The following is a 22967-nucleotide window of genomic DNA, read 5'->3' as shown; positions in this document are numbered from 1 at the left end:
AGCGACCAGCGAAAGATTTGGCAGCTTGCGCTGCCAAAAAAAATGCGCTCGTCATCTTGACGACCGGCCGGCTAATGGGTGTCACCGTAATTCCGTAATTCCCGGTATCAAGGCGAAGGGGGCGCTTTACTTTGTCGTTAAATTTCTCAAGAGTACTATCACCTTAAGTTGTAGTCAGGGGGTGAATGTGGCGGATGCTGAGCAGGTAAAAAAGCCGATCAGTTCAAAGGAACTCGCAATCTCCCAGCTAGTAGAAGACGTTGGCATCGGCGACAAAGTTCTAGAAATTTACGGACCTACTCAGATCGCCGACAGCTTGGTGTGGGAGGTGTGGGTCAAGGACCGCTACAAAGAGCTGGCTACGCGGTTTGTTGAAGAGTTGCCGGACGACGACACAAAGATCTACGACACGTTCCAGCAAATAGCTGTGCGCCTTAACATCCGATATCAGCAGACACTCAGTCGAGCCGGGAAGGCCGAGTGGGAGCGTCAAAAGGAACTGATCGAAATTCAAGCAAAGCACACCCTCCAATCGTCCGATATCATCGCTAGGCGCACCGATCAGGTAGGTAGGCTCTCGCTAACAGGCTTCGGTTTTGTGGCCTCGATATTCATTTCGGTTTATGTGATTTACTTACAATCGCCCTATGCCAGTTGGGCAGCGGTCTATGTATTCATCTCGTTCGTTGCGAACGCCGGTCGATATTTGCTTGGAGGCAAATTCGAGGGACTAAAGATTCCAAAGCCCTGGCACACTGGCGTGTAGCAGACGCCATTCCCGAGGTGCAGTCCAGCACCGTCACCGTACTCAGATATGATTTTCCTGTTAGCAAGATCCCACCATAATGAGCACAATAACAGCAACGGGTACGACCTTTCACGATCCCCTTGAGGAACTGTTAAGCCGTACGGCGGAGCGGGTCGATGAAATCGTCAATGGCATTGCGATAGAATCTTATCGATTGGAAAGGTACGAGGAAAATACTACGTCTAGGCTGGCGGAGGCCATAATCAGCACGCTGCGCAACGATCCGATCACCGTGGCCAATCTTATGCTCGAAGTGCACATCGAAGAGTTCAGGCGTGCGCAGGAAAAGAACAATGGTGGCGACCTCTATTTATCCCTCGTTCGAAACGAAACGCTTTTCGCTCCAATAAGCAAAGGAGTCTTGGTGCAGGCCAAGCGCAGAACCTCTTTGCTCAAAAGCGGAGAGTCGCGGCGCCTGGGCAACCAATCGAAGCGGATGTACCGTCGGTCACCTGGCTCTTCCTACATTTGGATATATGAGAATAACGGTGTGGTCTGCACAAAAGCTCCTCAGTCATCTGAGCCCTTACTGATGTTCGTAGCCGATCCGATCTCTGTCGGCAGACTCATCGCAGATGGTCTTCGTTGTAACCGCGGCGATGAAGATATTGGCCGCGATCTATCTCTCCCTCTGCACGAGGGAATCATCGACGTCATGAGGCGCCTGTCGCTGCCGCTGGCCCTCGACTTCGAAATCAAGCAGACCTAAAGTTCAACGGCACGATGAGGCTGCGTTGGGAATTAGAATTACGGTGACAGTGCACTAAATTGACATCGAATTACGGTGACAGTGTACTAAATTGACATCGCGCGGCTCCGCGGTCATGATGGGGCATGGCCCGTCTTGCCCGTGTCGTCATTCCCGGTCATCCCCACCATGTCACCCAGCGCGGCAATGGCCGGGCGCGTACGTTCTTTGGCGATGACGACTGTGCGCTCTATCGCGACCTGCTCGCGGAGAATTGCCAGGCGGCCGGGGTCGAGGTGTGGGCGTGGTGCCTGATGCCGAATCACGTGCATCTCGTTCTGGTCCCGTCCGATACGGACGGGCTGCGCCGCGCGCTTGCACGCGTGCACCGGTCCTATGCGGGCGTGATCCAGGCGCGGCGCAAGCGCACGGGGCACTTCTGATCCGCCCAAAAGCATCCATGCCGGCGCCCCCTGTTACTTTGCACGGGGGGTGTTTTCGATATTTGAGTTGCGGGCGCGAGCCGTGGTCGGCCTTGCGGTTGGGAAGCGTGGTGGGCCCGGCAGGACTCGAACCTGCAACCAGACCGTTATGAGCGGCCGGCTATAACCGTTGAGCCACAGGCCCCGCCGCGATCCGGCTGCGGGAATGCTTGCCCGGTCAATCGGAACGGGCCGCGATCTCTTTGGCAAACGCTCAGATCATGTGCCAGTCGTGTACGGAGATCGCCGACGCATGATCATGTGTCGCATCGCTTAGCCTTTGCGCGAAAGTTTCGTTGCCGAGGCTCACGAGCATGTTGTCCTGCGGTCCAACCCGCCAGGCATCCGCAAACAGCCCTTCGATTACCTTGGTGCTTGGATTGACCAGCCACGAGCCATTGGCAAGGCCGAAATCGTTCCTGGCGTTGCCGTCGAGATTGCCGAGCAATCCCTCGAAACTGCCGGGCCCGCGGGCGCTTCCCGCATGCACGGAAAGATCGAGATAGCTGCCGTGATCGGTCATCTGAACGAAATCGAGCGATGTCTCGATCTGGTGCGTCGTCGCTGTCGCCCTGCCGATGACGACACCATCTCCGAGGTCGAGGCGGTCGCCGACCGCGAACGTGACGGCATGGCCGTCGACGAGCATCGTGCTCGGCTTGACCTCGTCGAACACAATGAGGTGGTCGCCCGCCTCGACAGCGACGGCTGTCAGATAACTGACCCCGGTGTGCCCCAGATTTTCAGCGCGTCCCTCGATCTCGAATTCCGGGCCTGACGTCGCGTGGGCGATGACATAATCGCCAGTCGACTGCAGATTGAATTTGAATCCATCGAACGAAGTGTAGTGAACGTCGCCCCAGCCGCCCCCGGTGGTGCCTGACTTGACGGTGACGCCAACGGTCCCGGTGGCCAGGCCGCCATGACCGTCGGAAACCGTGTAGTCGAACGCCGCGACGCCACTGTAGCCGGCATCCGGCGTAAAGGTGACGGTATCGTGGGCGGCATCGAACACCACGTTGCCGTGGGTCGCGTGACCGACACTGACCAGGCTCAGCGTGTCGCCGTCGGGATCGGTGTCGTTGGCGAGAAGTGCGGCGGCCGATGTGACGAGCGGCGTATGTTCCTGTGCGGTGACGTGATCACCGCCCGCGGTGGGCACCCCATTGGCGGCCGCCGACAGCGTGGTCGAGATCTGATCCGTGTTGCCCGCGAGGTCGGTGGCCGACGCGACCAGCGTGTGATCGCCGACACCGTGGAGCGTGACATCAGCGTGCCAGCTGCCGTCGGAGCCTACAATCGCGGTGCCGAGCACCGATCCGCCTTCGCTGATCTGGACGGTCCGCCCGGAATCCTCAAGCCCGGCGGTGCCGGAGATTTCGGTTGGCCTGTCCGTGATGGTGGGTCCGGTTGGCGCGGCGAATGCGAGATCCGGCGCCACGGTGTCGTAAGTAAACTCGATCTCGCCGGCGGCCGAGACGGATCCGGCGGCATTGGTCTGGGTAACGCTGACGTGGTGGACGCCCTGCGTGAGGCCAGCGGGGTCATAGGAAGCAACGACGCTTCCATCCACCGTATAGGTGAGTGTCGCCCCGGGGACCGCCGCGACCGCAATGGTTGCATCGTTGGTGACGCGGTCGGTGCCGGACGCGCCGGAATCGTGGGCAAGTGTCAGCGTCGGAGCCGCGGGTGTCGCGATGGCGACGGTGACGCCGACCGTCGCCGTGGCCAGGCCGCCATGGCCGTCGGAAATCGTGTAGTCGAACGCCGCGGCGCCACTGTAGCCGGCATCCGGCGTAAAGGTGACGGTTTGATTGGTGGCATCGAACACCACGTCGCCGTGGGTCGCGTGACCGACACTGACCAGGCTCAGCGTGTCGCCGTCGGGATCGGTGTCGTTGGCGATAAGTGCGGCGGCCGATATGACGAGCGGCGTATGTTCCTGTGCGGTGACGTGATCGCCGCCCGCGGTGGGCAACCCATTCCCGGTCTCGACGCCATCCGCAAAGGCCGCGACCACGGCGTTGAGCAGCACGGGGTCGCTCCCCGCCTGCGTGACGGCGTCCACCGCGCTTCCCTGGACCGCCGTTTCCACGAACGCCACGTCGTCTAACACCGTCGGCGAGGTGGAGAGGTGCGCCAGGCTCGTATTGGTCGCGGCCGCGACATGCGCGACAGCATCGGCGACCGCCTCACTGACCCCCGCCGCAGTGGCCATTGCGGTCAGTTGCGCGACGCTCGTGAGGTCGACGGCGCTCTGGGTGCTCAACTGTCCCGCGACGGCGCGGATCGCGTTGAACGCCGTCTCGCTCGGGTCCTGGCCCAAACCGACGAGCGCGGCCGCGATCAACGAGACCGTGTCCTGCACCTGTGCGCCGGCGATCAGCACGGCGATTGCATCCGCGTTGCCGGCGCCCGCCTGCGCGACCGGGTCGGCGTGCAGGAGATCGAAACCGGTCGGCAAGCCAAGCTTCGTCAGCACCGTCCCGACGCTCAGCAGCGTCGCGAGCGTCGTGAGCGGCGTGAGCACGCTCGAACCTGCGGGAGCGAGAAGCAGCCCCCCGAACGGCAGGCCGGTCGAAACATCGGTCCCGCCGGTCGCCACCAACACCCCCGTCCCGCCGACGAGCGTGAAAGCGCCGTCCGCACCGGTGTGGGTGGAGACCTCGCCGGGGCTGAGCAACAAGTCATCGTTGGCGTCGGCAAAAACCGTCGCGCCTGACAGATAGCCATCGACCACCTTGCCGTCGGTCTCGGGTGGCGGCGGCACTGCCGTGGTGAAATCAAGCGTGCCGCTGGAGAGACCGGCAAACGCAGTGCCTGCGGCATCGACCACGACACCGGCCCCGAATGTGACATGATAGGTCTGCCCACCCGCAAGATCGCCGGTCGGATTGATCGTCATGGTCGTACCGGAGAAGATGACCTGATTGGCGTCGGTGACGTCGATCGTGCGCACGTCGCCGGCGTCGCCTGTGATCGTGATCGTGCCGTGGCCAGCATGGACAGTCTTGTCGAAATTCAAGGTAATGTCGGCGGCTGCCGCGACATTGGTCGCCTCGTCTGCAGGGCTGATGCTGGCGAGCGTCGGTGCGACGTCGACCGGATGTGATGGATCGTAGGGAAACTTGGTCAGGTCTTTGATGAAGACATCGCCCGCTCCATTGGTGTCGCCCGGCACGAGATTGGCTGCGTAGGAGACAAAGCTGATTTTCGTTCCGTCGGCGGAATAGGTGGGGTTCGTCGACCAGCCGCTTCCGTCCGTCCCGAAGGAGTCGTCGGAGACGAGCCTGATCGCTCCCGTCACGAGATTCTTCTCGTAGATGTCACCTTTGCTGTTGCCGACGCCGGGCACAAGATTGGCGTCCGTCGAGACAAAGGCGATCCGCGTTCCGTCGGGCGAGAAGACCGGATATTCATAATACGCGGTCGCGGTTGTCGTCCCCTGTTCTCCATTCGCACCGGTCGAAACCCGCGTGATCGCGCCCGTTTCCAGGTTCTTGATAAAAATATCCGGGGCTTTGTTGGTATCGCCGAGGACAAGGTTCTCGGCGTCGCTCTGAAAAGCCACGGATTTTCCATCCGGAGAAAACACAGGCAATTCAGAATCGCCGTAGGCCTGCGCACCGTCGGCCGTCGTGGAGACGCGGATAACTTGTCCAGTCTGGAGATTTTTGGCGAAGATGTCGGATCCGTGGTTGGTATCCCCTGCGACGAGATTGTCGGCGGTGGATGCGAACACGACCCATTTGCCATCGGGCGAAAATGAATATCCGGGCTCGAGTGAGCCGACCAGTTGCCCGTCGGCAGGCGTTCCATCAGCCGCTGTCAAAACGCGGGTGATGGTGCCGGTCGTGAGGTTCTTGACGAAAAGGTCGCCGGCCAAATTGTTGGTGAGGTCGGAGCTTGACGATCTGAACAGGATGCTGTTGCCGTCGGGCGAGAAGACCGGAGAGTAGCTGAACCCGACACCAACCGTCCCGCCCGGGGTCGTCGAGACCACGGTGGATGTGCCCGAAACGAGATCATCGACGATGATGTTGCGGTCACCCGACGAGAAAGCGACTTTCGTTCCATCGGGGGAAAACACCGGACTGTCGCCACCCTCGGGGCCGGAGACAATGGTCAGGGCGCCGGTCGCCAGGTTCTTGAGCACGACCTGAGCCGCGGCGGCATAGGGGTTTGGCGCGAGATCGGAGGAGTTCGTGACGAAGGCGGCATACCTTCCGTCCGACGACAAGACGGGTGTTCCGGCGAACACGCCGAAATAGGCCTGGCTGCCATCCGCTTGCGTATCCACCCGCTCGATATTGCCGGTTACTTTGATCGTGACGGTGGTGTCTTGGCTCGACTGGTAGCCGGCGCCAGCCTTGTAAGTGAAGCTGTCGGTCCCGATGAAAGTCCCATCTGGCGTGTAGGTGAATGACCCGTCCGGGTTCAGGTCGACCCGCCCGTGCTTGGCGTCTGAAAAGGAGGTGACCGCCAGGGTGCTCTCGCCGGCCGCCACGGAGTCGTTGGCGAGCAGGCCATGGGCCACATCCACCTTGAGCGGCGCGCTATAGCTCGCAACGTATGTGTCCGCCGCCGTGCCGGGCGCTGGGTGCAGCGTCTTGATGAAGACCTCATTGAGGGAGGTCGGGTTGCCACCCGCCACGAGGCCACTTTCTTCCGAAGAAAAGGCGATCATGCTGGCGTCGGGCGAGAAGCCGCCAGGATAGGTGAAGTTTCCGTCCGGGTTCTGATAAATGCCCTGCGATCCGTCGGCAGCCGTCGATACGCGAGTGACGGCACCCGTGACGAGGTCCTTGATGAAAATGTCGCGGCCACCATTGGTGTCGCCTGGAACAAGGTCGCCGGACAGGGACATGAAGGCGAGCTTGCTGTCGTCGGCAGAGAACGATGGTGCATATTGGCTCGCGAAGACCCCGGAATCGGTTTGGCTTCCATCGGAGGTCGTGGAGACGCGCGTGATTATCCCAGTCTTGAGATCCTTGACGAAAAGATCCGCAACGCCATTGGTATCGCCGGCGACAAGGTTGCTGGCGTCCGACCAGAACGCGACTTTTGTGCCGTCGTGAGAAACGCTGAAAGCCTTGATAGACCCATTCGCCTGAACTCCATCAGCGGCGTCTGAAATTCGAGAGACGCTTCCAGTCGTCAAGTCTTTGACGAAGAGATCCGTCGCCCCATTGTTATCGCCGGCGCTGGCATTCGTGGCGTCATTTGTGAAAAAAAGCTGATTAGCGTTCCAGCGGATCTGACTTCCGGAAACCCCGCCATTGAGTTCGGTCCCGCTACTCGTCGTCGAAACGCGGGTGATCACGCCTGTGCCGAGATCTTTGATAAAGACGTCCAGCGAATTATTCGTATCTCCGGGAACAAGGTTCGAAGCGAAAGAAGAAAATAGAAGCCGATGTCCATCCGGCGACAGGACTCCACTGCTACTCAGGCCGTTAGCTTGCACACCCGAAGCGGTGGTCGACAACCGCGTGATCGCGCCCGTCGTGAGGTCTTTCTCGAAGATATCAGACACACCATTGGTATCGTCTGGTACGAGCTTGTCGGAGGACGACGAGAAGATAACGGAGTCGTTGGTCCCGAAACTGCCTGAGCCGTCAGAGTCCAAAGAGGCCGAATCGGTTCCTCCGGGTGACGAGACGAGAGTCACTGCGCCCGTAGTGAGATCCTTCACATAAAACCGAGCGCTACCGTGAATCAGGTTCAGCCCCGGAACCAGATTGGTTGCGTAGGACGCGAGGAGCGCCTTGGTACCATCCGGTGAAAAGCCGCTGAAGTAGGTATCACTATTAGCCGGCGTTCCATCCTGAGCGCTTGAAATGCGTACGATTTCGCCTTGTGCGTCGTTCGGTCCAGCCATCTTATTTCCTGCAATCCGATTGGTGAAATTGAACTCGATCGCGTTCGGTATCCGGGCCATCGTTCCGTCCAGGCCTTCGCGATTTGATCCGTCAACGGCTTGGTCGGCACACGGAACGCACGCGCTTGCGTCTGATGCGGCGAAGCAGAAACACTCAATCTGAAACGGGCGGCCGCTGCCTCCACCGTTCGGTTGAGTTCGGTCCGATTTGGGCAACGGCTGCCGCCCACGCCGGTCACGACACAGTGAGGCCACACTTGCGCGGCGAGGTGCCTTGCCCTGTCATTTCGCCGGCGGCATCGGAGATGGTGAAATTTTCGGCGCTAGCGCCGATTGAACGGGCATCGGAGCCGCGGCTGCACCGGTGACATACTAAACGCTGACGCCGATGATCACGCATCCATTGCCGACGGTCGCAAATTACGGTGACAGTGCACTAAATTGACATCGCGCGGCTCTGGGGTCATGATGGGGTATGGCCCGTCTTGCCCGTGTCGTCATTCCAGGTCATCCTCACCATGTCACCCAGCGCGGCAATGGCCGGGCGCGTACGTTCTTTGGCGATGACGACTATGCGCTCTATCGCGACCTGCTCGCGGAGAATTGCCAGGCGGCCGGGGTCGAGGTGTGGGCGTGGTGCCTGATGCCGAATCACGTGCATCTCGTTCTGGTCCCGTCCGACACGGACGGGCTGCGCCGCGCACTTGCACGCGTGCACCGGTCCTATGCGGGCGTGATCCAGGCGCGGCGCAAGCGCACGGGGCACTTCTGGCAGGGGCGCTTCGGCGCGGTGGCCATGGACGAAGAGCATCTGGCGGCGGCGTTGCGCTACGTGTCGCTCAACCCGGTGCGCGCCCGCCTGGTGCAGCGGGCGCAGGATTGGCGCTGGTCGAGCACGCGTGCGCATCTGCGCGGCAAGGACGACGGAGTGACTGCGCTTGCACCGATCAGGGAGCGTTTCCCGCGTTTCGCCGACCTGCTCCACGGCACGCCGGAGACGGACCTGTTCGACCGGCTGCGCGCTGCGGAAAGCATCGGCCGGCCGCTCGGAAATGATCGTTTCCTCGCCCGCCTCGAGCGGCTGACCGGGCGGCCTCTAAAAGCAGCCAAGCGCGGACCGAAGCCGCAGGACGAGCAGGGCGGCGACGACGAGTGAATTGAGTGCACTGTCACCGAAATTCGAATTGAGTGCACTGTCACCGAAATTCGTGGCCACGCATGCGTGATCGTCGGCACAGTCCTGCCGGCGAGGGGCGGGATGGCCCGCCCGATGAACCAGCGTGGCGTGTGACGCGACGAATGCCTGGAAACGAGGTCTTTCGCCGTGAGCTGGTTCAAACGATATGTCGTCGGCTGCCTGATCGCGGTGCTGTTGTTTGCCGCCGTCGATAGCTTCAAACACCCGGACGAGGAGATGCGCTACGGCGCCATCCTGCTGGCGTCGGCCGGCTGGCCTGTCGTCGCCGCAATTGTGGTGGGCAGCACCATCGGCGACGTGGTGCATGACGTCCGCCAAGGCAAGGCAGGATGAGCGGCCATGCTTGACGCCTTGCTCAGCCTGGTGTTCGACATCGTCCTCAGTGCGGTCGGCACCGCCATCGTCAAATTGTTCAGTCTGGAAAACGCCGCCGAAATCGCGACTGCGATCATCGGTCTTGGCTTCATCGCGATCGGCCTGACGGCCGCGTTGTGGGGACACTGAAGCGAGACGTTCCGGCAGCGCCAATCCGAAATGCGAAAAACCGCCCCCGGCATCGCCGGGAGCGGCTTTCGAAAAGCGGCTTGAGTGGCCGGTGCCGTGCTTCGTCGTTTTCGGCGGCTTGCCGTCTCCGACGCGGCCCTCGTTCCGGAGGTCACAACCAGTGCGTACGGCTGCGTCGATGTCGCTGGCAGAAGTCTGCGCTTAAGCTGCAATCCGCTGCACGTCCGGCGCCGCCGTCGTCAGCAGCTTCAGCACTTCTGCATGCTCGAGGTCGGGAACCGCGATCGCCGTGTGGCTGTAGGCCGCGTGCGTGCGCGATGTCGTGATCTTGTCCAGGATCTCTTTGCCCTTGATGACGTGGAGGCCCATGCCGTCTCCGGACGGGAAGATCGCCAGCACCACGTCATAGGCGCCGATGACCGCCCTGAGCGCTTCGGCCTTGTCTTCGGCGACATCGACAAACACACGAACATCGGCCGCGAGTTCACGCAGCTCGTCAAAATCCAGCACTGTGGGGTACTCCAACGCAACGATACTGAATGGAGAGTGGATGCGTTGGGTTACCAGAATCTGAACAATGTCTGTCGAGTCACAAGTTTCACGGCGAGGTGACGCAATCTCACGTGTTCACCCGGCTACCTCACTCGGCTAGCTCACTTGCCGTAGCCCTATTTGGCGTAGCCTTATTTGGCATAGCCTTGGGAACGGAGCCAGGCGATCTTGCGGTCGCCGTTGATCCAGTCGTCGGCATCTGCCTTGCTGGTGAAGCCGGTAATCTGGCGCTGCTCGTGGTCGGGGTAATCAGCCAGGATTTTCCACTCGTTGTCTGCAATCCGGGCGGTTCTGAAGGTCACTTTTATTTTTGCCATGCAGCATTATGCAGGAGATGGTCCGAAAAGAGAACCCTTGATTGCGGTCATCGCGAGGAACGGTCTCGACCGGTCCTCGGTCTGAGCCAGTGAGCATGGGCATGAGCATGACGCGGCGAGGCGGGCGCGCTTGATCGCGTGCTGCCGCGCTTGCCCGTGTGTCTCGGGAGACCTGGTCGCGCGCGAGCGCGGATGCGTCCGCGGGTTGGCAGAACTCTCTAGGGATGCTGTGGAATTCGATTTGCCGTTGCCACAGCCAGCACTCTCCGGCGGAAACATGACGGAACTCAGGTCGAACTGCTGCTTGCGTTTTCGGCCTCAATGGGTTCTAAGCCCGGCTGCTTCGTGGCCGACAGGCATGAACTGACGCGTAGCCCGCGTAGTTTTACCGCTTCCCGGACCAAGCACCGTCGCCGCTCGCGCGCATCCAATTCAGAGGAAATCCAGACATGGCGAAGATGACCAAGACCCAATTGATCGATGCAATTGCGGAAGGCACGCAGCTTGCGAAGAACGACGTGAAGTCGGTCATCGAATACATGGCGACGGTTGGCTACAAGGAGCTCAACGAGTCCGGTGAGTTCGTCATTCCCGGTTTCGTGAAGATGTCGGTCGTCAACAAGCCTGCGACCGAAGCCCGCATGGGCGTCAATCCCTTCACCAAGGAGCCGATGCAGTTTGCTGCGAAGCCGGCGAGCAAATCGGTCAAGGCCTCGCCGCTGAAGGTGGCCAAGGACTCGGTCTGATCCACGGCGATCGCGCACCGTCTGCGTGCGCCTTGAGCGCGCGGACCGCCGGCGTGATGCCGATAAAAGGGGAAAACCCCGCCTTGGGGGGAGCGGGGTTTTCTGATGGGGGTGAAGCCTGGGGAAAGCTTCCTTTATGAGACGCGCCAGCACTGAAAAAGTTCACCGCGCAAAGAGAGATCGTGCTCGCCCGTCCCCGCAAGTCATCGTCCGATCTCCAAGAAGAAAAACCCCGCGCTTGCGCACGGGGCTCTCTCGCTGACGGCGTTGGGATTTCAGCGCCTGGCCGTCAGCCATCTCAAACTCGAGATCGTGCTTCACTTAAGGTTGAAGATCCAAAAAGCAACCGCGCCGCGGTGACGGACTATGTTCGTCCTTCGCGGCGCTGCCATGTGACCGGGCGCTGAAATCGCTGGCGTCCATGGGTCTTCGGCGCGCCGAAAATGGTCAGCGCGACATGCCCGTGAAATTTTGCGCGAGGACTGGACTTTTTGTTCTCATTTTGTTCTAGTGAGTCACCCGCTTTGGAGGTGACTCATGACCGTCGAGAAACAGCGCGAAGTGATCCGGCTCTGGAACCAGCTCAGGAAGCTCGAGGGCCCGGCCGCGGAAGAGCTCCGCATCCAGATCCTGGAATGCTTCTCGGAGAAGAGCAACGCGAAGCGCGCGGCCTGAGCTTTCGCGCTGTAGGCGTGACGGCGCTTCGCTTCATCGATCGTTAGGAATCGCATCGCGCCGATTTTCGCGACTCCGATTCGTTCTTCGGGAACGAAATGGAGTCGTTTGCAGAACAAGTTGCGCGTGCTCGTCCGTGCCGCAAGCGCCGCCGTCGCGAGCGCCGTCCGCAACGGCGATGTGACCCGAGCATCGGTTGGCGCGACGCAAACCGATTGTTAGGAGTTGCCTGGTTCCGATTTCGTCGATTCCGATTCGTTCTCCGGGAACGAAATGGCGGCGAAGCCCGAACAAAGCCGGTCACCGAAGGACGAGAGGCTGCCGGCTCGACGCTCCCCGCGCGCCGCGCTATCGTCCCAGGCCACGGTGGGCGCTGCCATGAAGAACGGGCTCTACTCCATCCACATCCACATGCTCGACGGCGTGAAGGGCCGCGACAGCGGCGTATTGATCCTGCGCGATGGCGTGCTGCTCGGCGGCGGACCCTACTTCTGGTCGCGCGGCTCCTACACAGTCGGCAACGGCACCTGGAAGGGCGAGCTTGCCACCAACCAGCATTCGCCGTTCGCCGATCCGCTTGTCAGGCCGCTGTTCGCCGGCGCCGAGGCGACCAGCGGCTTCTCCGGCACGTTCAGCGAGGAGGGGGCCGAAGTGTACGGCACCGTGCTGGTCGCGGGCCATCGCAGCCTCGGATTTCGCGCGTCGTTGAAGTGGCTGGCCGAGGCCTGAGACGCTCCGCTGTCTCCTAACGAAAGCTTGCAGCGATCGCGATAACCCTATTCGGTTAGGTTAAAAGCTCAATCGCGTTGCGCTTGCCGCGCCTTGGGATAGGAGTCCGGCAAAGACAACAAGAAACCGATTTTTGCCAATGACCCCATTTCTAGAACCGTCATTTTATCAGGGCGACCGCCAGACCTATCGCCGTGTCGCTGTCGTCGGCACGCTGTTCTGTCTCGCCTTCGTGGTGATCAGCTTTTCGCTGCGGCCCGAGGTCGAGGACACGCGCGTTGCGGTCAAGGCCGACCGGCTGGTGCGCACGGCAGGACAGCCGCCGCACGCGAACTAGCGCTTGCTGCCATAGACCTCATCGTCGGCGGACTCCTGCCGGCATGCGGCGCCGCGGGTCGCAAGCGCCACGAACCCGGCATAGCCGGACAGGTTGAGCAATATTTCGAGCCAGGCAGGCATGATGCGCCTCTCCTCTTGCGGGAAGACTACCTCAACGTGTGCGCGGCGCGCTTGTTCCCGACTTCCGATTCCGCCGAAGGGCGAATCCTTGAGGAACTCGGCAATGGCGCGGGCGAGCTCGTCGTAATGCCGCGCGTTGGATTTGGGAACAAGCCTGCGAATACTGGCCAGCAATACACAGATAAAAACCCCGCCAGCACCGCGGAGATGCTGACGGGGTCGTCGTGCTGTCGCCTCGACCCGGATGGCGGAGGCTTCCACACTTGCAGGTCCAATCCGCGCGTCCCGATATTGTTCCTCTTCACACGAGACTTTTCTGCGCGGCGCGGTTCCACCGAAGACGAACCATCCCCGATGGTCCGCGTTGTCTCCGCGAGATGCGAAGGAGGAGATCATGAAGAAGACACTCGCAGTCCTCGCCACCGTCGCAGCCGTCGGCGTAACCGCTGTCGCGGCCCCTGCGCCTGCCGAGGCGCGCCACATTGGCCCGGGCCTGGCGTTCGGCTTGGCCGCCGGTGCGATCACCGCAGGCGCCATCGCCGCGTCGCATCCGTATGGCTATGACTATTACGGTCCGGGCTATGGCTACTATGGCGGCCCGGCCTACGTCTACGGCCCCGGCCCGTACGCCTATTATGGTGGACCGTACTACCGATACCACCGTTACTACCGTCACTGGTAACGGCCGGAGAATCGAAAAAGCCCGGAGCGGTGCTCCGGGCTTTTTCGTAGGCGCAGGGTCTTGTTTCGTGTGCGTCCTTTCGCGACGTCTTACGGCCAGAGTGAGGGCCGTTCCACCTTGCGGGCGTTCTCGAGCGTCGAGACGAAATACTCCTCGCGCTCGCGCTTGAATTTTTCCTGCGTGGCACGGAAAGCGGCGACACGGGCGGCGATCTCTTCGCGTTCGCGGATCTTGCGTTGTTCGTCTTCGGTCATGTCAAATCCCCCACTACACCTGAGTATATGTGCACTGCTGAACTCAAGCACTGCCGCCGCAATCACGTTGAGTCGCGTCAACACATGCATTGGCGCTTCTGATTGGGGCGTCAATGGGGAGGCGGCATTGCAGGATTGTGATAAGCGATGGCCGGAAAAAATTGCCGCCCTATCGCCGCCCGCGACTTGCGCGGCGGTGGATAACAGCGTCAACAATCTTGTCGCTTGCAGATGTTGCAGCTGACGCGACGGCAAATCAGGAGGCGGCGAGTGATTGCATCGGACCTTCAGAGCGGTGTCGAACGGCTCGGCGACATGATCGCGAAAGCTGAGATCATCGTGCCGTTCACCGGCGCCGGCATCTCGACCGAATGCGGCATCCCCGACTTCCGCTCGCCGGGTGGAATTTGGACCCGCAACCATCCGATCCCGTTCGACGAGTTCGTCGCCAGCCAGGAGGCGCGCGATGAATCCTGGCGCCGGCGTTTTGCGATGGAGGAGGTGTTCGCCGCAGCGAAACCCGGCCGCGGCCATCGCGCACTCGCCTCGCTGCATCGCGCCGGCAAGATTCCCGCGGTCATCACCCAGAACATCGACAATCTGCACCAGGCCTCGGGCTTCGCCGCCGATCGCGTGATTGAACTTCACGGCAATACCACTTACGCGCGCTGCATCGGATGTGGGCAGGACTATCAGCTCGATTGGGTGAAGCGCCGCTTCGACCAGGACGGCGCCGCGCCCAACTGCACCGCATGCGACGAGCCGGTCAAAACCGCAACGATCTCATTCGGTCAGGCCATGCCCGAGGATCAAATGCAGCGCGCGACCGAGCTGTCGCAGGCCTGCGATCTCTTTATCGCGATCGGTTCCTCGCTCGTGGTGTGGCCGGCGGCGGGCTTTCCGATGATGGCGAAGAACGCAGGTGCACGTTTGGTGATCATCAATCGCGAGCCGACCGAGCAGGACGACATTGCCGACCTCGTCATCCATCACGACATCGGCGAAGCACTCGGGCCCTTTGTCGGGAATTGAGGCATCAGTTTGATTCGCGCCTGTGCAAGCTGTTCATAGGTTCCGGCGAATCTCTTTTTTGTCTATGCCTCGCAACCGGGAGTGTTATCTTTTGATTCGAAAGATTCGCGTCGCGTCGATTGAGAAGATTCTCTGAAGGTTCTCTAGAGACGCGTGATTCGACGCCGCCATTGAGGCGGGTTGCATGGCATGTGTGGGGTCCGGGGTTATGGGGTCGTCGGACGGATTTGAGTCCAAGAAGCTGGGAGCTCCCGCGCCGGGCGAGCACGGCGCCGGTCGCGATAGCGCGCTCAGTCCCTTCACCGGGTTGGGTGAGAGCACCGCCAACCTCGTCGAGGTCCATGGCGTCATCAAATGGTTCGATGCCTCAAAGGGCTACGGCTTCATCGTTCCCGACAATGGATGGCCCGACGTGCTCCTGCACGTGACCGTGCTCAGGCGCGACGGCTTCCAGACCGCGTACGAGGGCGCCCGCATCGTCGTCGAGTGCATCCAGCGCGCCAAGGGCTATCAGGCCTTCCGCGTCGTCTCGATGGACGAGTCGACCGCGATCCATCCCGCGCAGATGCTGCCGCCCCGCACCCACGTCACGGTGACCGCGACCAGCGGGCTCGAGCGGGCCCAGGTCAAATGGTTCAACCGGCTGCGCGGCTTCGGCTTCCTGACTTGCGGCGAGGGCACCCCCGACATTTTCGTGCACATGGAGACGCTGCGCCGCTTCGGCATGACCGAGCTGAGGCCGGGCCAGTATGTGCTGGTCCGCTTTGGGCCGGGCTCCAAGGGCATGATGGCCGCCGAGATCCATCCCGAGACCGGATCGCCGGGCCTCCAGTCGCACTAGCTGGCGGCTTCCCGTTTTCGTATTTGTGAGCAGAAGCGCGCGGCCCCCGGGTCGGGCGCTTCTGGCTTTTGTCATGATCGCCGCGTAAGGATGCCGCAGTTCCGCGCCGTCAGGCCCAATCCCTCGCCGTCAGCCCCATGAGTCCATTTCCATGAGCTTTGATCGAAAGGCCGCCCGGTCCGTTGCCCGGGGCTGGCTTGCCGCCGTCCTCGTCGTTGCCGGCTTTGCCGTCGCAATCGGGTCCGTTCGCGCGGCCAGCTTCCAGCCGCTCGAGATCGTCACCAAGAACGGCGTGCAGGTGTTCTCGGTCGAGATGGCGACCACGGACGAGGAGAAGCAGACCGGGCTGATGTACCGCAAGGAATTGGCCGACGGCAAAGGTATGCTGTTCGACTTCAACCCCGAGCAGGAAGTCTCGATGTGGATGAAGAACACCTATGTCTCGCTCGACATGATCTTCATTCGCGCCGACGGCCGCATCCTGCGCATTGCCGAGAATACCGAGCCGCTCTCGACCAGGATCATTTCGTCGAGAGGTCCCGCCCGGGCCGTCCTCGAGGTGGTGGCGGGAACAGCGCAGAAATACGGCATCCGTCCCGGCGATCGCGTCGGCCACCCCTTGTTCGGCAGCAAATAGATCCGCAAATTGAGCAAAGGGGCGCGGTTTCGGCGGTTTGGGAAGCTTGCTGGCGCTTCGGAAGCTTGCTGGCGCTTGGGGAAGCGTGTATCGACGGGGCTCGCCGGACATTCGGGGTATAGCGCAGCCTGGTAGCGCGGCAGTTTTGGGTACTGCAGGTCGTTGGTTCGAATCCAGCTGCCCCGACCAGTCCCGACGTTGAATTTCCTACACTTTTCCCAAGTGATTCTGACGTGATTCTGACACGCGGTTCGTGCCTCGTTCCGTCATCGCCGGCCTGCGGCGCAGCCGTTCCCGCTGACCAGTCCCGTCAACAGCGTCACCGTCCACCAACTCAGGAATACGATTCACACCGCGACTGTGGGCGTAGCGTCTGGCGTGATCCCGTCGGAGTCGTTCGGACCTAGAACAGCAGCCAGTCCGCCAGGCGCCAGGCCAGCCAGCCCAGCGCGCAGATCCAGCCCACCATCGCGACCGTCGCAATCCCGAGCCCGCACAGTGCTAACGGCGACGTCCGGGGCTCTTCTGCCTCGGACAGTTTCTCGGTCGTATCAACCTGGCTCACGGCATCCCCTTGGCCAATGGCCCGCTGTTTATTGGTCTCCGTTCGCTCGCGAAAATTCACCGGCCGCGCTCCAACTCACACGGACGTGAGACGGGATAACTGTCCATTCATGGCGGGCGGGACCCGATTGCGGGCTGGTCGCCGGCCATCCGGACAGAGGGAAGAACCTGCAACTCGTGGCACGCCGATTGGTTGCTGCATGGGAAGCGGAGATACGGCAGCGTCGCCGCTTTTTTCACGCCTGCTGCACCTGCTTCGCGGCGGGGCCAAAAAGCGCGGTCGAGCGCGACGCAGAACGCATGGCGCTTGTTGTTCGAAGGCCGCCGTCTCTGCGCGATTTTTGCTGGAACTAATGCAGGTTATCCGGCGCAGAATTACCTGGGCTTTATCGAACCTTTGGCCGTCGCCACGGACATATCAGTGTTGGGGATTTCAGCGCCCAATGCCTAAACGGACGCCGCCGAGCGATGATATTCCGCTTGCGCGGCGTTGCGCTTTTGGGGCTCAGCCCGAAGCGTACCAGCCCACCGGAAACGGGATCAGCGGCCAGACCCGACAATTGTCGTTGGCAGCCCTCGCCGACTTCTCGTGGGGCGGCCTGGCGATCGGTGTCGGGGGCGATAAAACCATCGTCAGATGCAAATGTGCAAACTGCAAATTCATGATCATCGACCTGCGCAGTCAGTCGTTTGAAAAAATGGAGCTTGAAATCAACCGGACGCGCGCTTCGGAAACGGCGCACGCATTCTCAAATCGCGCATGCATCTTAGGAAAGATAGGCAGGCGTTTCAACCGGCAAGGCGGCGGTCTGCCGGCAAGTAAGGTTGATCGGTTAGGTTAAGCACGGGCCGTCGTTGCGGCCGTTTTGACGGCTGCTATCAAGCTGGTCCCGGCACGCGACGACGCCGCATCAACGGCTCACACGAGATCACATTCGTCGCGGCGTTTCGTTTCGCGCGAGTTGTCCGCCATGACTTTCGATCTCACCTCCAAAACACCCCGCCAACGGTCGAGCTGGACCGAGATCTGGCACCTCTGGACCGTGATCGTGCCGCGCCGCTCGATCAACGGGCAGCTCGTCTACGGCAAGGTCTGGCGCCGTCACGACGGCCGCGACTGGATCTACAAGAAGTTCACCGAATACGACGGCGAGGCGGCGGCCTGAGGCTTCCGCCGCCACGGGTCTCAGGCGGCCTTTTCAAGCAGTCTTGTTTTCAAGCAGCTTTGGACGCCGGAGCAGCCGCGGGCTTCGCCGGCGGCGGCTTCAGCGGCTTGTCCTGCCGCTTCGACCAGGAGATATAATAGGCGACCGTCGTCATGATCGCGATGCCCGCGATGGAGACGAAGAGCTGCGCAAACAGCGAGCCCGAGCTCATCGACAGCTCGAAATGGCCGACGAAGGACAGGAACACGCCGACGCAGAATACGGCGAGCGATTGCTGGCCGCAGACGATCACCGGATCGAAGATCTTCCACTCCAGGCCCGGCCAGTCCTTCGGCACGAAGCGGATCACCAGGATCACGATCACGACGAAGTGGATGAAGCGGTAAGGCGCGAGGTTGGTCTTGTCGTTCGGATTGAACGCCGAGAACAGCCATTCCGGGAGCATGCCGCCGAGGGTGGGGAAGCGGCCGGCCATGGTCATGACCAGCGCGAACAGGAGATAGCCGAGGCAGAGCCACAGCGTGATCGGCGAGTTGATCAGCGTCATCGAGCGGCGCGCACCGCCCATCGCGCACCAGGCGCCGAACACGAACAGCACCTGCCAGCAATAGGGGTTGAAGTACCACTGGCCGGCCGGGTAGGCGTTCAGGTTCAGGCCGAAATGGCGCGCGGACAGCCACAGGATGATGGAGAGCGCCATCGTCAGATCGGGCTTGCGCAGCATGAACCACAGCACCGGCGGAAACAGGCCCATCAGCACGATGTAGAGCGGCAGCACGTCGAGATTGAGCGGCTTGAAGCGCAGGAACAGGCCCTGGCGCAGCGTCTCGGTGGCATTGTCGACGAGGCCTGCGACGTTGAACTCGTTGATCATCTCGGAATCGCCGAAGCGCAGCGCCAGATAGCTGATCGAGGCGATGTAGATCACGAACAGGATGATGTGGGCGACATAGAGCTGCCAGACCCGCTTGGTGAGGCGGGTCGCGCCGACGATGAAGCCGCGCTCCAGCATCATGCGGGCATAGACGAACGAGGCCGTATAGCCGGAGATGAAGACGAACAGGTCGGCCGCGTCGGAGAAGCCGTAATTACGCGTCGTGATCCAGTTCACGACGTTGTCGGGGATGTGGTCGAGGAAGATCGCCCAGTTGGCGACACCGCGAAACAGGTCGAGCCTGAGGTCACGGCCCTTCTCGGGGAGCGTGGCGTTGATGTTCAGGAAGGCCATGCGACGGGAGCTCTCGAAGGGGACGGTTTCGCTGAGGTCGGCGAGGCGGGACCGCCGGGCATGATTCCCGGGCGGACGGCGGGTACGCAATTGTCACAGTGCAGCATAATGACTATACCCCGGTGAGGGACCCGGGGGCCCGGAATCACCGATCAGTTCCCGAAAGGTGTCTCTATACTATGCCCGCGGTTTCCACCAATCGCTACCGTGACGCATCAAAATCGAACGAAAAGTCCAAGAGGCCGGACCGCCAATGACCGCACGCATTTTCAAGCCCGCCAAGAACGCGATGCAATCCGGCCGGTCCAAGACCAAGGAATGGCAGCTCGATTACGAGCCGGAGCAGCCCCGCGCGGTCGAGCCGCTGATGGGCTGGACCTCGTCCGGCGACATGAACCAGCAAATCACGCTGCGCTTCCACACCAAGGACGAGGCGGTCGCCTATTGCGTGCGCAAGGGCATCGCCTACCAGGTGATCGAGCCCCAGGAATCGCTGCACCGCCAGGTCGCGTATGCCGACAACTTCTCCTTCCGCCGCGGTGAGCCTTGGACGCACTGAGGGGCGTCGCTTCGGCCGTCCTCTGCGGGGAGCCCTTGGCACCCATTCCGCCGCGTGCTTCGCTGGTCCGCGTGACGGGACCATGACGAGGTGGGGGATGGCGGGGCGTGACCAGCTCGACGGCGTCGATCTGAAGATCTTATCCGAGCTGCAGCAGGACGGGCGGGTTCGCAACAACGAGCTAGCCCTGCGCGTCGGCGTGTCCGCGCCGAACTGCCTGCGGCGGCTCAAATCGCTGTTCAGCCGCGGCGTGATCCGTGCGGTGCGTGCCGTCATCGACGAGCGATTGCTCGGCTATGAGGTGGTGTCGTTCGTCTCGATCCAGCTCGGCAGCCAGGCTCAACCGGTGCTGGAGGCGTTCGAGGGATCGATCGCTGCAATCCCGCGCATCCAGCAGTGCTGGCGGATTTCCGGCGACACCGACTATCTCCTGAGATGCGTCGCGCCGAGCGTCGAGAGCATGCGCCAGCAGCTCCTGCATTTCGCCGCGATGCCCAACGTGAAGAATGTGCGCAGCTTTCCGGTGCTGGGCGTCGCCAAGGACGTGCCGCTGCCGGTGCAGGAGATCGCGGCTGCGGCGCCGGCAGGATAGGAGCCGCGCGAGACTCAACGGTATCTGCCGCGAAACTCGCGCGGGCTGGCGCCGGTCCAGCTGCGGAAGGCCCGTGAAAAACTCTTTTCGTTGCGGAAGCCGGCGAGTTCCGCGATCCGCTTGATCGGCGTGCGGCCGCGCATCAGCTCCTGCTTGGCAAGCTCGAGCTTTGCTTCCTCCTTGAGGTCGCGCAGCGAGGTGGCCTCCTCGCGCAGCCGACGATGCATGGTGCGGGTGGAGAGCGCGAGCTCGCTGGCGACATCCTCCGCGCCGAGAATGCGTCCGCGCGCCTCGCGGAGCACGCGCCGGACACGCTCGACCAGCAAACGATCGCGGCGATAGGGCAGCACGGTCAGCCGCAACGCGCCCTTGAGCATGCTGTCGAGGTCGGCGGCGCTGCGGGTCAGCGGCAGCGAGAGATAATGCTTGTCGAAGACGATGCGGGCACCGTCTGCGTCGAAGCGGACGTGCTTGCAGAAGATGGTCGGATAGACCGAGACGTGTCCGGGCTCGGAGTAGGGAAACTCCGCCGCGCGGAGTGCGATCGCGGAATCCACCGCCCAGCAGGAGAAGCCGAGCACATAGCGGAGCAGGGTGACGAGGCAGAACTCGCGCAGGGGCCCGAGATCGTGCTGCTCGCGAATGGAAATGATTGCGGTCTCGCCGCTGACCGCAAGCTCGAACAGCACGTCTTCCGTCAGCAGGCGATGATGCCGGCACCAGCGTTTCAGCGCGACCTCGAGATTGGGCGCGGTGATCGAGGCACGGCACAGCATGCCGTAAGTGCCGAAAGGCAGCCTGCGCGAGAACCAGCCGAGCGCCTCGTCATCGAGCTCGCGCATGGCGTGACCCGCCAGCGCCTCAAACTGCGCCGCGGTGACACGCCCGTCGGCAGATCCGACGAGGTCGGACAGAACTTGCCCCTTGCTCAATGCCTCGGCCGGATCTCGCCCATAACGGGCATAGGCCGCGACCACGCTGCGGACGAAGGCGGCGGGCGTCATGGCGCGACGGGGCGTGGCGGTTGCGGCCTGAAAGGGCATCGATAGTCCTTTGGAAAACCCTCGCCAAACTTGGCGGAAAATGCAACCTTTTCGACCGCCACGGCGCCCGGGCGGGGGTAGGTTTGGTGCCGACAAGAAATTCGCAGGGAACTGGAGGAATCGCCTTGAACATCCCGAGCATCGACTTCGATCTGGGCGAAGACATCGGCATGCTGCGCGACACCGTGCGCGCCTTTGTCGAGGCTGAGGTGGCGCCGCGCGCGGCGGAGGTCGAGAAGGCCAATTTGTTCCCGGCCAATCTCTGGAAGCGTTTTGGTGACCTCGGCCTGCTCGGCATGACCGCGCCGGAGCAATATGGCGGCTCCAACATGGGCTACCTCGCCCATATCGTCGCCATGGAGGAGATTTCGCGCGGCTCGGCCGCAATCGGGCTGTCCTACGGCGCCCACTCCAACCTCTGCGTCAACCAGGTCCGCCGCAACGGCAACGACGCGCAGCGGCAGCGCTATCTGCCGAAGCTGATCTCCGGCGAGTATGTCGGCGCGCTCGCGATGTCCGAGCCCAACGCCGGATCGGACGTGGTGTCGATGAAGCTGCGGGCCGACAAGCGCGGCGACCGCTATGTGCTCAACGGCTCGAAGATGTGGATCACCAATGGCGGCGATGCGGACGTGCTGGTGGTCTATGCCAAGACCGATCCGGAGGCCGGCCCGCGCGGCATGACCGCCTTCCTGATCGAGAAGGGCTTCAAGGGTTTCACCCACGGCCCGCATCTGGACAAGCTTGGCATGCGCGGCTCCAACACCTATCCCTTGTTCTTCGACGACTGCGAGGTGCCGGAGGAGAACGTGCTCGCCGGCGTGGGCGAGGGCGTCAACGTGCTGATGTCGGGCCTCGACTACGAGCGCGCGGTGCTCTCCGGCGGCCCGCTCGGAATCATGGCGGCCTGCATGGACGCGGTGGTGCCCTACATGCACGAACGAAAACAGTTCGGCCAGCCGATCGGCGATTTCCAGCTGATGCAGGGCAAGCTAGCCGACATGTATTCGACCTGGCAGGCGACGCGCGCCTACGTCTACGCCGTGGGAAAGGCCTGCGACCGCGCCAATCACGCCCGCAGCTTGCGCAAGGACGCTGCCGCCGCGATCCTCTATTCCGCGGAGAAGGCGACGTGGATGGCGGGCGAGGCGATCCAGGCGCTGGGCGGCGTCGGCTATACATCCGAGTTTCCGGTCGGCCGTCTCTGGCGCGACGCCAAGCTCTACGAGATCGGCGCCGGTACGTCCGAGGTCCGCCGCATGCTGATCGGCCGTGAGCTGATGGCGGAAACGGCTTAAACCCTCCACGCAACCACGTCACCAGAAACGCGGGA

27 protein-coding genes and 2 tRNA genes are annotated in these 22967 nt (G+C 62.1%); 20 read left to right on the top strand and 9 right to left on the bottom strand.

Going from position 1 to position 22967, the window contains the following annotated elements:
* The 3 genes from ABID58_RS32075 to ABID58_RS32065 form a co-directional block, all read left to right on the top strand.
* Positions 1 to 766: hypothetical protein (locus tag ABID58_RS32075; RefSeq protein ID WP_354036885.1), on the top strand; the 766-nt coding region annotated here is incomplete at its 5' end.
* Between the two features lie 79 nt (positions 767 to 845).
* Positions 846 to 1517 carry a hypothetical protein gene (locus ABID58_RS32070; RefSeq protein WP_354036883.1) on the top strand — a complete coding sequence of 224 codons (672 nt, stop codon included), beginning with the start codon at positions 846 to 848 and terminating at the stop codon, positions 1515 to 1517.
* Between the two features lie 125 nt (positions 1518 to 1642).
* Complete coding sequence (locus tag ABID58_RS32065) at positions 1643 to 1939, top strand: transposase (protein WP_354036882.1); 297 nt, start codon at positions 1643 to 1645, stop codon at positions 1937 to 1939.
* A gap of 108 nt (positions 1940 to 2047) precedes the next feature.
* Here the strand turns inward: ABID58_RS32065 and ABID58_RS32060 are convergent.
* Both ABID58_RS32060 and ABID58_RS32055 read right to left on the bottom strand, forming a co-directional pair.
* Positions 2048 to 2123 (bottom strand) — tRNA-Ile (locus ABID58_RS32060).
* A 69-nt stretch (positions 2124 to 2192) separates the two neighbouring features.
* Positions 2193 to 7916 (bottom strand): cadherin-like domain-containing protein, encoded by a 5724-nt coding sequence (locus ABID58_RS32055; RefSeq protein ID WP_354036880.1) that lies wholly within the window; start codon positions 7914 to 7916, stop codon positions 2193 to 2195.
* A 415-nt stretch (positions 7917 to 8331) separates the two neighbouring features.
* Between ABID58_RS32055 and ABID58_RS32050 the strand changes: the two genes are divergently transcribed.
* The 3 genes from ABID58_RS32050 to ABID58_RS32040 all read left to right on the top strand — a co-directional run bounded on the left by ABID58_RS32050 (position 8332) and on the right by ABID58_RS32040 (position 9558).
* Positions 8332 to 9012: a transposase gene (locus ABID58_RS32050; protein WP_148753897.1), complete on the top strand. Its 681-nt coding sequence runs from the start codon at positions 8332 to 8334 to the stop codon at positions 9010 to 9012.
* A 168-nt stretch (positions 9013 to 9180) separates the two neighbouring features.
* Positions 9181 to 9387, top strand: a complete 207-nt coding sequence (locus ABID58_RS32045; RefSeq protein ID WP_354036879.1) for a hypothetical protein — start codon at positions 9181 to 9183, stop codon at positions 9385 to 9387.
* Between the two features lie 6 nt (positions 9388 to 9393).
* Positions 9394 to 9558, top strand: coding sequence for a hypothetical protein (locus tag ABID58_RS32040; protein ID WP_187435161.1), 165 nt, complete (start codon positions 9394 to 9396; stop codon positions 9556 to 9558).
* Between the two features lie 201 nt (positions 9559 to 9759).
* Here ABID58_RS32040 and ABID58_RS32035 read toward each other — a convergent pair whose 3' ends face one another.
* Complete coding sequence (locus tag ABID58_RS32035; RefSeq protein ID WP_354036877.1) at positions 9760 to 10068, bottom strand: hypothetical protein; 309 nt, start codon at positions 10066 to 10068, stop codon at positions 9760 to 9762.
* 173 nt (positions 10069 to 10241) lie between these two features.
* Positions 10242 to 10427, bottom strand: a complete 186-nt coding sequence (locus tag ABID58_RS32030) for a hypothetical protein (protein ID WP_148753900.1) — start codon at positions 10425 to 10427, stop codon at positions 10242 to 10244.
* Between the two features lie 449 nt (positions 10428 to 10876).
* Between ABID58_RS32030 and ABID58_RS32025 the strand changes: the two genes are divergently transcribed.
* The 4 genes from ABID58_RS32025 (at position 10877) to ABID58_RS32010 (ending at position 12914) form a co-directional block, all read left to right on the top strand.
* A complete protein-coding gene (locus ABID58_RS32025) occupies positions 10877 to 11173 on the top strand; it encodes an HU family DNA-binding protein (protein ID WP_027531020.1) in 297 nt (98 codons plus the stop codon).
* A 537-nt stretch (positions 11174 to 11710) separates the two neighbouring features.
* A complete protein-coding gene (locus ABID58_RS32020; RefSeq protein WP_354036875.1) occupies positions 11711 to 11848 on the top strand; it encodes a hypothetical protein in 138 nt (45 codons plus the stop codon).
* 378 nt (positions 11849 to 12226) lie between these two features.
* The gene (locus tag ABID58_RS32015) at positions 12227 to 12577 is read left to right on the top strand and encodes a GrlR family regulatory protein (RefSeq protein WP_148753939.1); all 351 of its coding nucleotides are present in this window, start codon (positions 12227 to 12229) and stop codon (positions 12575 to 12577) included.
* Between the two features lie 139 nt (positions 12578 to 12716).
* Positions 12717 to 12914, top strand: a complete 198-nt coding sequence (locus tag ABID58_RS32010) for a hypothetical protein (protein WP_354036874.1) — start codon at positions 12717 to 12719, stop codon at positions 12912 to 12914.
* On the opposite strand, the gene ABID58_RS32005 is transcribed toward ABID58_RS32010, so the two are convergent.
* A complete protein-coding gene (locus ABID58_RS32005) occupies positions 12911 to 13432 on the bottom strand; it encodes a hypothetical protein (RefSeq protein ID WP_354036873.1) in 522 nt (173 codons plus the stop codon). The genes ABID58_RS32010 and ABID58_RS32005 overlap by 4 nt on opposite strands.
* Here ABID58_RS32005 and ABID58_RS32000 point away from each other — a divergent pair.
* Positions 13431 to 13718 carry a hypothetical protein gene (locus tag ABID58_RS32000; protein ID WP_148753902.1) on the top strand — a complete coding sequence of 96 codons (288 nt, stop codon included), beginning with the start codon at positions 13431 to 13433 and terminating at the stop codon, positions 13716 to 13718. The genes ABID58_RS32005 and ABID58_RS32000 overlap by 2 nt on opposite strands.
* A gap of 89 nt (positions 13719 to 13807) precedes the next feature.
* Here the strand turns inward: ABID58_RS32000 and ABID58_RS31995 are convergent, their stop codons facing one another.
* The gene (locus ABID58_RS31995; RefSeq protein ID WP_354036889.1) at positions 13808 to 14188 is read right to left on the bottom strand and encodes a hypothetical protein; all 381 of its coding nucleotides are present in this window, start codon (positions 14186 to 14188) and stop codon (positions 13808 to 13810) included.
* 54 nt (positions 14189 to 14242) lie between these two features.
* Here ABID58_RS31995 and ABID58_RS31990 point away from each other — a divergent pair, with 54 nt between their 5' ends.
* From ABID58_RS31990 to ABID58_RS31975, 4 genes are all read left to right on the top strand, one after another.
* Positions 14243 to 15004, top strand: a complete 762-nt coding sequence (locus ABID58_RS31990; protein WP_354036871.1) for an SIR2 family NAD-dependent protein deacylase — start codon at positions 14243 to 14245, stop codon at positions 15002 to 15004.
* A 208-nt stretch (positions 15005 to 15212) separates the two neighbouring features.
* A complete protein-coding gene (locus ABID58_RS31985) occupies positions 15213 to 15845 on the top strand; it encodes a cold-shock protein (RefSeq protein WP_187435163.1) in 633 nt (210 codons plus the stop codon).
* Positions 15846 to 15996: 151 nt separating this feature from the next.
* Entirely contained in the window at positions 15997 to 16482 is a 486-nt protein-coding gene (locus tag ABID58_RS31980) for a DUF192 domain-containing protein (protein WP_354036869.1), read from the top strand.
* A gap of 112 nt (positions 16483 to 16594) precedes the next feature.
* Positions 16595 to 16671, top strand: a tRNA-Pro gene (locus tag ABID58_RS31975).
* Positions 16672 to 16885: 214 nt separating this feature from the next.
* Here the strand turns inward: ABID58_RS31975 and ABID58_RS31970 are convergent.
* Positions 16886 to 17107, bottom strand: a complete 222-nt coding sequence (locus ABID58_RS31970) for an RNA-binding protein (protein WP_354036868.1) — start codon at positions 17105 to 17107, stop codon at positions 16886 to 16888.
* Positions 17108 to 17489: 382 nt separating this feature from the next.
* Here ABID58_RS31970 and ABID58_RS31965 point away from each other — a divergent pair, with 382 nt between their 5' ends.
* Together ABID58_RS31965 and ABID58_RS31960 are read left to right on the top strand one after the other, a co-directional pair.
* Positions 17490 to 17888: a hypothetical protein gene (locus tag ABID58_RS31965; protein ID WP_354036866.1), complete on the top strand. Its 399-nt coding sequence runs from the start codon at positions 17490 to 17492 to the stop codon at positions 17886 to 17888.
* 129 nt (positions 17889 to 18017) lie between these two features.
* A complete protein-coding gene (locus ABID58_RS31960) occupies positions 18018 to 18212 on the top strand; it encodes a hypothetical protein (RefSeq protein WP_148753906.1) in 195 nt (64 codons plus the stop codon).
* A gap of 49 nt (positions 18213 to 18261) precedes the next feature.
* Here ABID58_RS31960 and ABID58_RS31955 read toward each other — a convergent pair whose 3' ends face one another.
* A complete protein-coding gene (locus ABID58_RS31955) occupies positions 18262 to 19440 on the bottom strand; it encodes an OpgC domain-containing protein (RefSeq protein ID WP_148753907.1) in 1179 nt (392 codons plus the stop codon).
* A 253-nt stretch (positions 19441 to 19693) separates the two neighbouring features.
* On the opposite strand from ABID58_RS31955, the gene ABID58_RS31950 reads away from it, so the two are divergent.
* Positions 19694 to 19999: an ETC complex I subunit gene (locus ABID58_RS31950; RefSeq protein ID WP_354036864.1), complete on the top strand. Its 306-nt coding sequence runs from the start codon at positions 19694 to 19696 to the stop codon at positions 19997 to 19999.
* A 97-nt stretch (positions 20000 to 20096) separates the two neighbouring features.
* Positions 20097 to 20591, top strand: a complete 495-nt coding sequence (locus ABID58_RS31945; protein ID WP_148753908.1) for an Lrp/AsnC family transcriptional regulator — start codon at positions 20097 to 20099, stop codon at positions 20589 to 20591.
* A gap of 14 nt (positions 20592 to 20605) precedes the next feature.
* Here ABID58_RS31945 and ABID58_RS31940 read toward each other — a convergent pair whose 3' ends face one another.
* On the bottom strand, positions 20606 to 21634 hold the full coding sequence (locus tag ABID58_RS31940; protein WP_354036862.1) for an AraC family transcriptional regulator: 1029 nt from the start codon (positions 21632 to 21634) through the stop codon (positions 20606 to 20608).
* A 170-nt stretch (positions 21635 to 21804) separates the two neighbouring features.
* On the opposite strand from ABID58_RS31940, the gene ABID58_RS31935 reads away from it, so the two are divergent.
* Positions 21805 to 22932 (top strand): isovaleryl-CoA dehydrogenase, encoded by a 1128-nt coding sequence (locus ABID58_RS31935; protein ID WP_502916447.1) that lies wholly within the window; start codon positions 21805 to 21807, stop codon positions 22930 to 22932.
* The last annotated feature ends 35 nt before the right edge of the window (positions 22933 to 22967 follow it).

The sequence above is a fragment of the Bradyrhizobium sp. S3.2.6 genome (genome assembly GCF_040546885.1).
GTDB lineage: Bacteria > Pseudomonadota > Alphaproteobacteria > Rhizobiales > Xanthobacteraceae > Bradyrhizobium > Bradyrhizobium cytisi.
The sequence above is the reverse complement of the archived record's forward strand: the minus strand, read 5'-3'. Positions and strand labels throughout refer to the sequence as shown.

What these genes read in the sequence shown, in the direction of transcription:
- ABID58_RS32055 (WP_354036880.1), bottom strand. Translation starts at nt 7,916, where the DNA reads ATGGCCCGGATACCGAACGCGATCGAGTTCAATTTCACCAATCGGATT.
- ABID58_RS32025 (WP_027531020.1), top strand. Translation starts at nt 10,877, where the DNA reads ATGGCGAAGATGACCAAGACCCAATTGATCGATGCAATTGCGGAAGGC.
- ABID58_RS31950 (WP_354036864.1), top strand. Translation starts at nt 19,694, where the DNA reads ATGACCGCACGCATTTTCAAGCCCGCCAAGAACGCGATGCAATCCGGC.
- ABID58_RS32000 (WP_148753902.1), top strand. Translation starts at nt 13,431, where the DNA reads ATGAAGAAGACACTCGCAGTCCTCGCCACCGTCGCAGCCGTCGGCGTA.
- ABID58_RS32065 (WP_354036882.1), top strand. Translation starts at nt 1,643, where the DNA reads ATGGCCCGTCTTGCCCGTGTCGTCATTCCCGGTCATCCCCACCATGTC.
- ABID58_RS32015 (WP_148753939.1), top strand. Translation starts at nt 12,227, where the DNA reads ATGAAGAACGGGCTCTACTCCATCCACATCCACATGCTCGACGGCGTG.
- ABID58_RS32050 (WP_148753897.1), top strand. Translation starts at nt 8,332, where the DNA reads ATGGCCCGTCTTGCCCGTGTCGTCATTCCAGGTCATCCTCACCATGTC.
- ABID58_RS32070 (WP_354036883.1), top strand. Translation starts at nt 846, where the DNA reads ATGAGCACAATAACAGCAACGGGTACGACCTTTCACGATCCCCTTGAG.
- ABID58_RS31940 (WP_354036862.1), bottom strand. Translation starts at nt 21,634, where the DNA reads ATGCCCTTTCAGGCCGCAACCGCCACGCCCCGTCGCGCCATGACGCCC.
- ABID58_RS31980 (WP_354036869.1), top strand. Translation starts at nt 15,997, where the DNA reads ATGAGCTTTGATCGAAAGGCCGCCCGGTCCGTTGCCCGGGGCTGGCTT.
- ABID58_RS32040 (WP_187435161.1), top strand. Translation starts at nt 9,394, where the DNA reads ATGCTTGACGCCTTGCTCAGCCTGGTGTTCGACATCGTCCTCAGTGCG.
- ABID58_RS31945 (WP_148753908.1), top strand. Translation starts at nt 20,097, where the DNA reads ATGGCGGGGCGTGACCAGCTCGACGGCGTCGATCTGAAGATCTTATCC.
- ABID58_RS32030 (WP_148753900.1), bottom strand. Translation starts at nt 10,427, where the DNA reads ATGGCAAAAATAAAAGTGACCTTCAGAACCGCCCGGATTGCAGACAAC.
- ABID58_RS31955 (WP_148753907.1), bottom strand. Translation starts at nt 19,440, where the DNA reads ATGGCCTTCCTGAACATCAACGCCACGCTCCCCGAGAAGGGCCGTGAC.
- ABID58_RS32005 (WP_354036873.1), bottom strand. Translation starts at nt 13,432, where the DNA reads ATGATCTCCTCCTTCGCATCTCGCGGAGACAACGCGGACCATCGGGGA.
- ABID58_RS32010 (WP_354036874.1), top strand. Translation starts at nt 12,717, where the DNA reads ATGACCCCATTTCTAGAACCGTCATTTTATCAGGGCGACCGCCAGACC.
- ABID58_RS31965 (WP_354036866.1), top strand. Translation starts at nt 17,490, where the DNA reads ATGCCTAAACGGACGCCGCCGAGCGATGATATTCCGCTTGCGCGGCGT.
- ABID58_RS32020 (WP_354036875.1), top strand. Translation starts at nt 11,711, where the DNA reads ATGACCGTCGAGAAACAGCGCGAAGTGATCCGGCTCTGGAACCAGCTC.
- ABID58_RS31935 (WP_502916447.1), top strand. Translation starts at nt 21,805, where the DNA reads ATGCTGCGCGACACCGTGCGCGCCTTTGTCGAGGCTGAGGTGGCGCCG.
- ABID58_RS31985 (WP_187435163.1), top strand. Translation starts at nt 15,213, where the DNA reads ATGGGGTCGTCGGACGGATTTGAGTCCAAGAAGCTGGGAGCTCCCGCG.
- ABID58_RS31960 (WP_148753906.1), top strand. Translation starts at nt 18,018, where the DNA reads ATGACTTTCGATCTCACCTCCAAAACACCCCGCCAACGGTCGAGCTGG.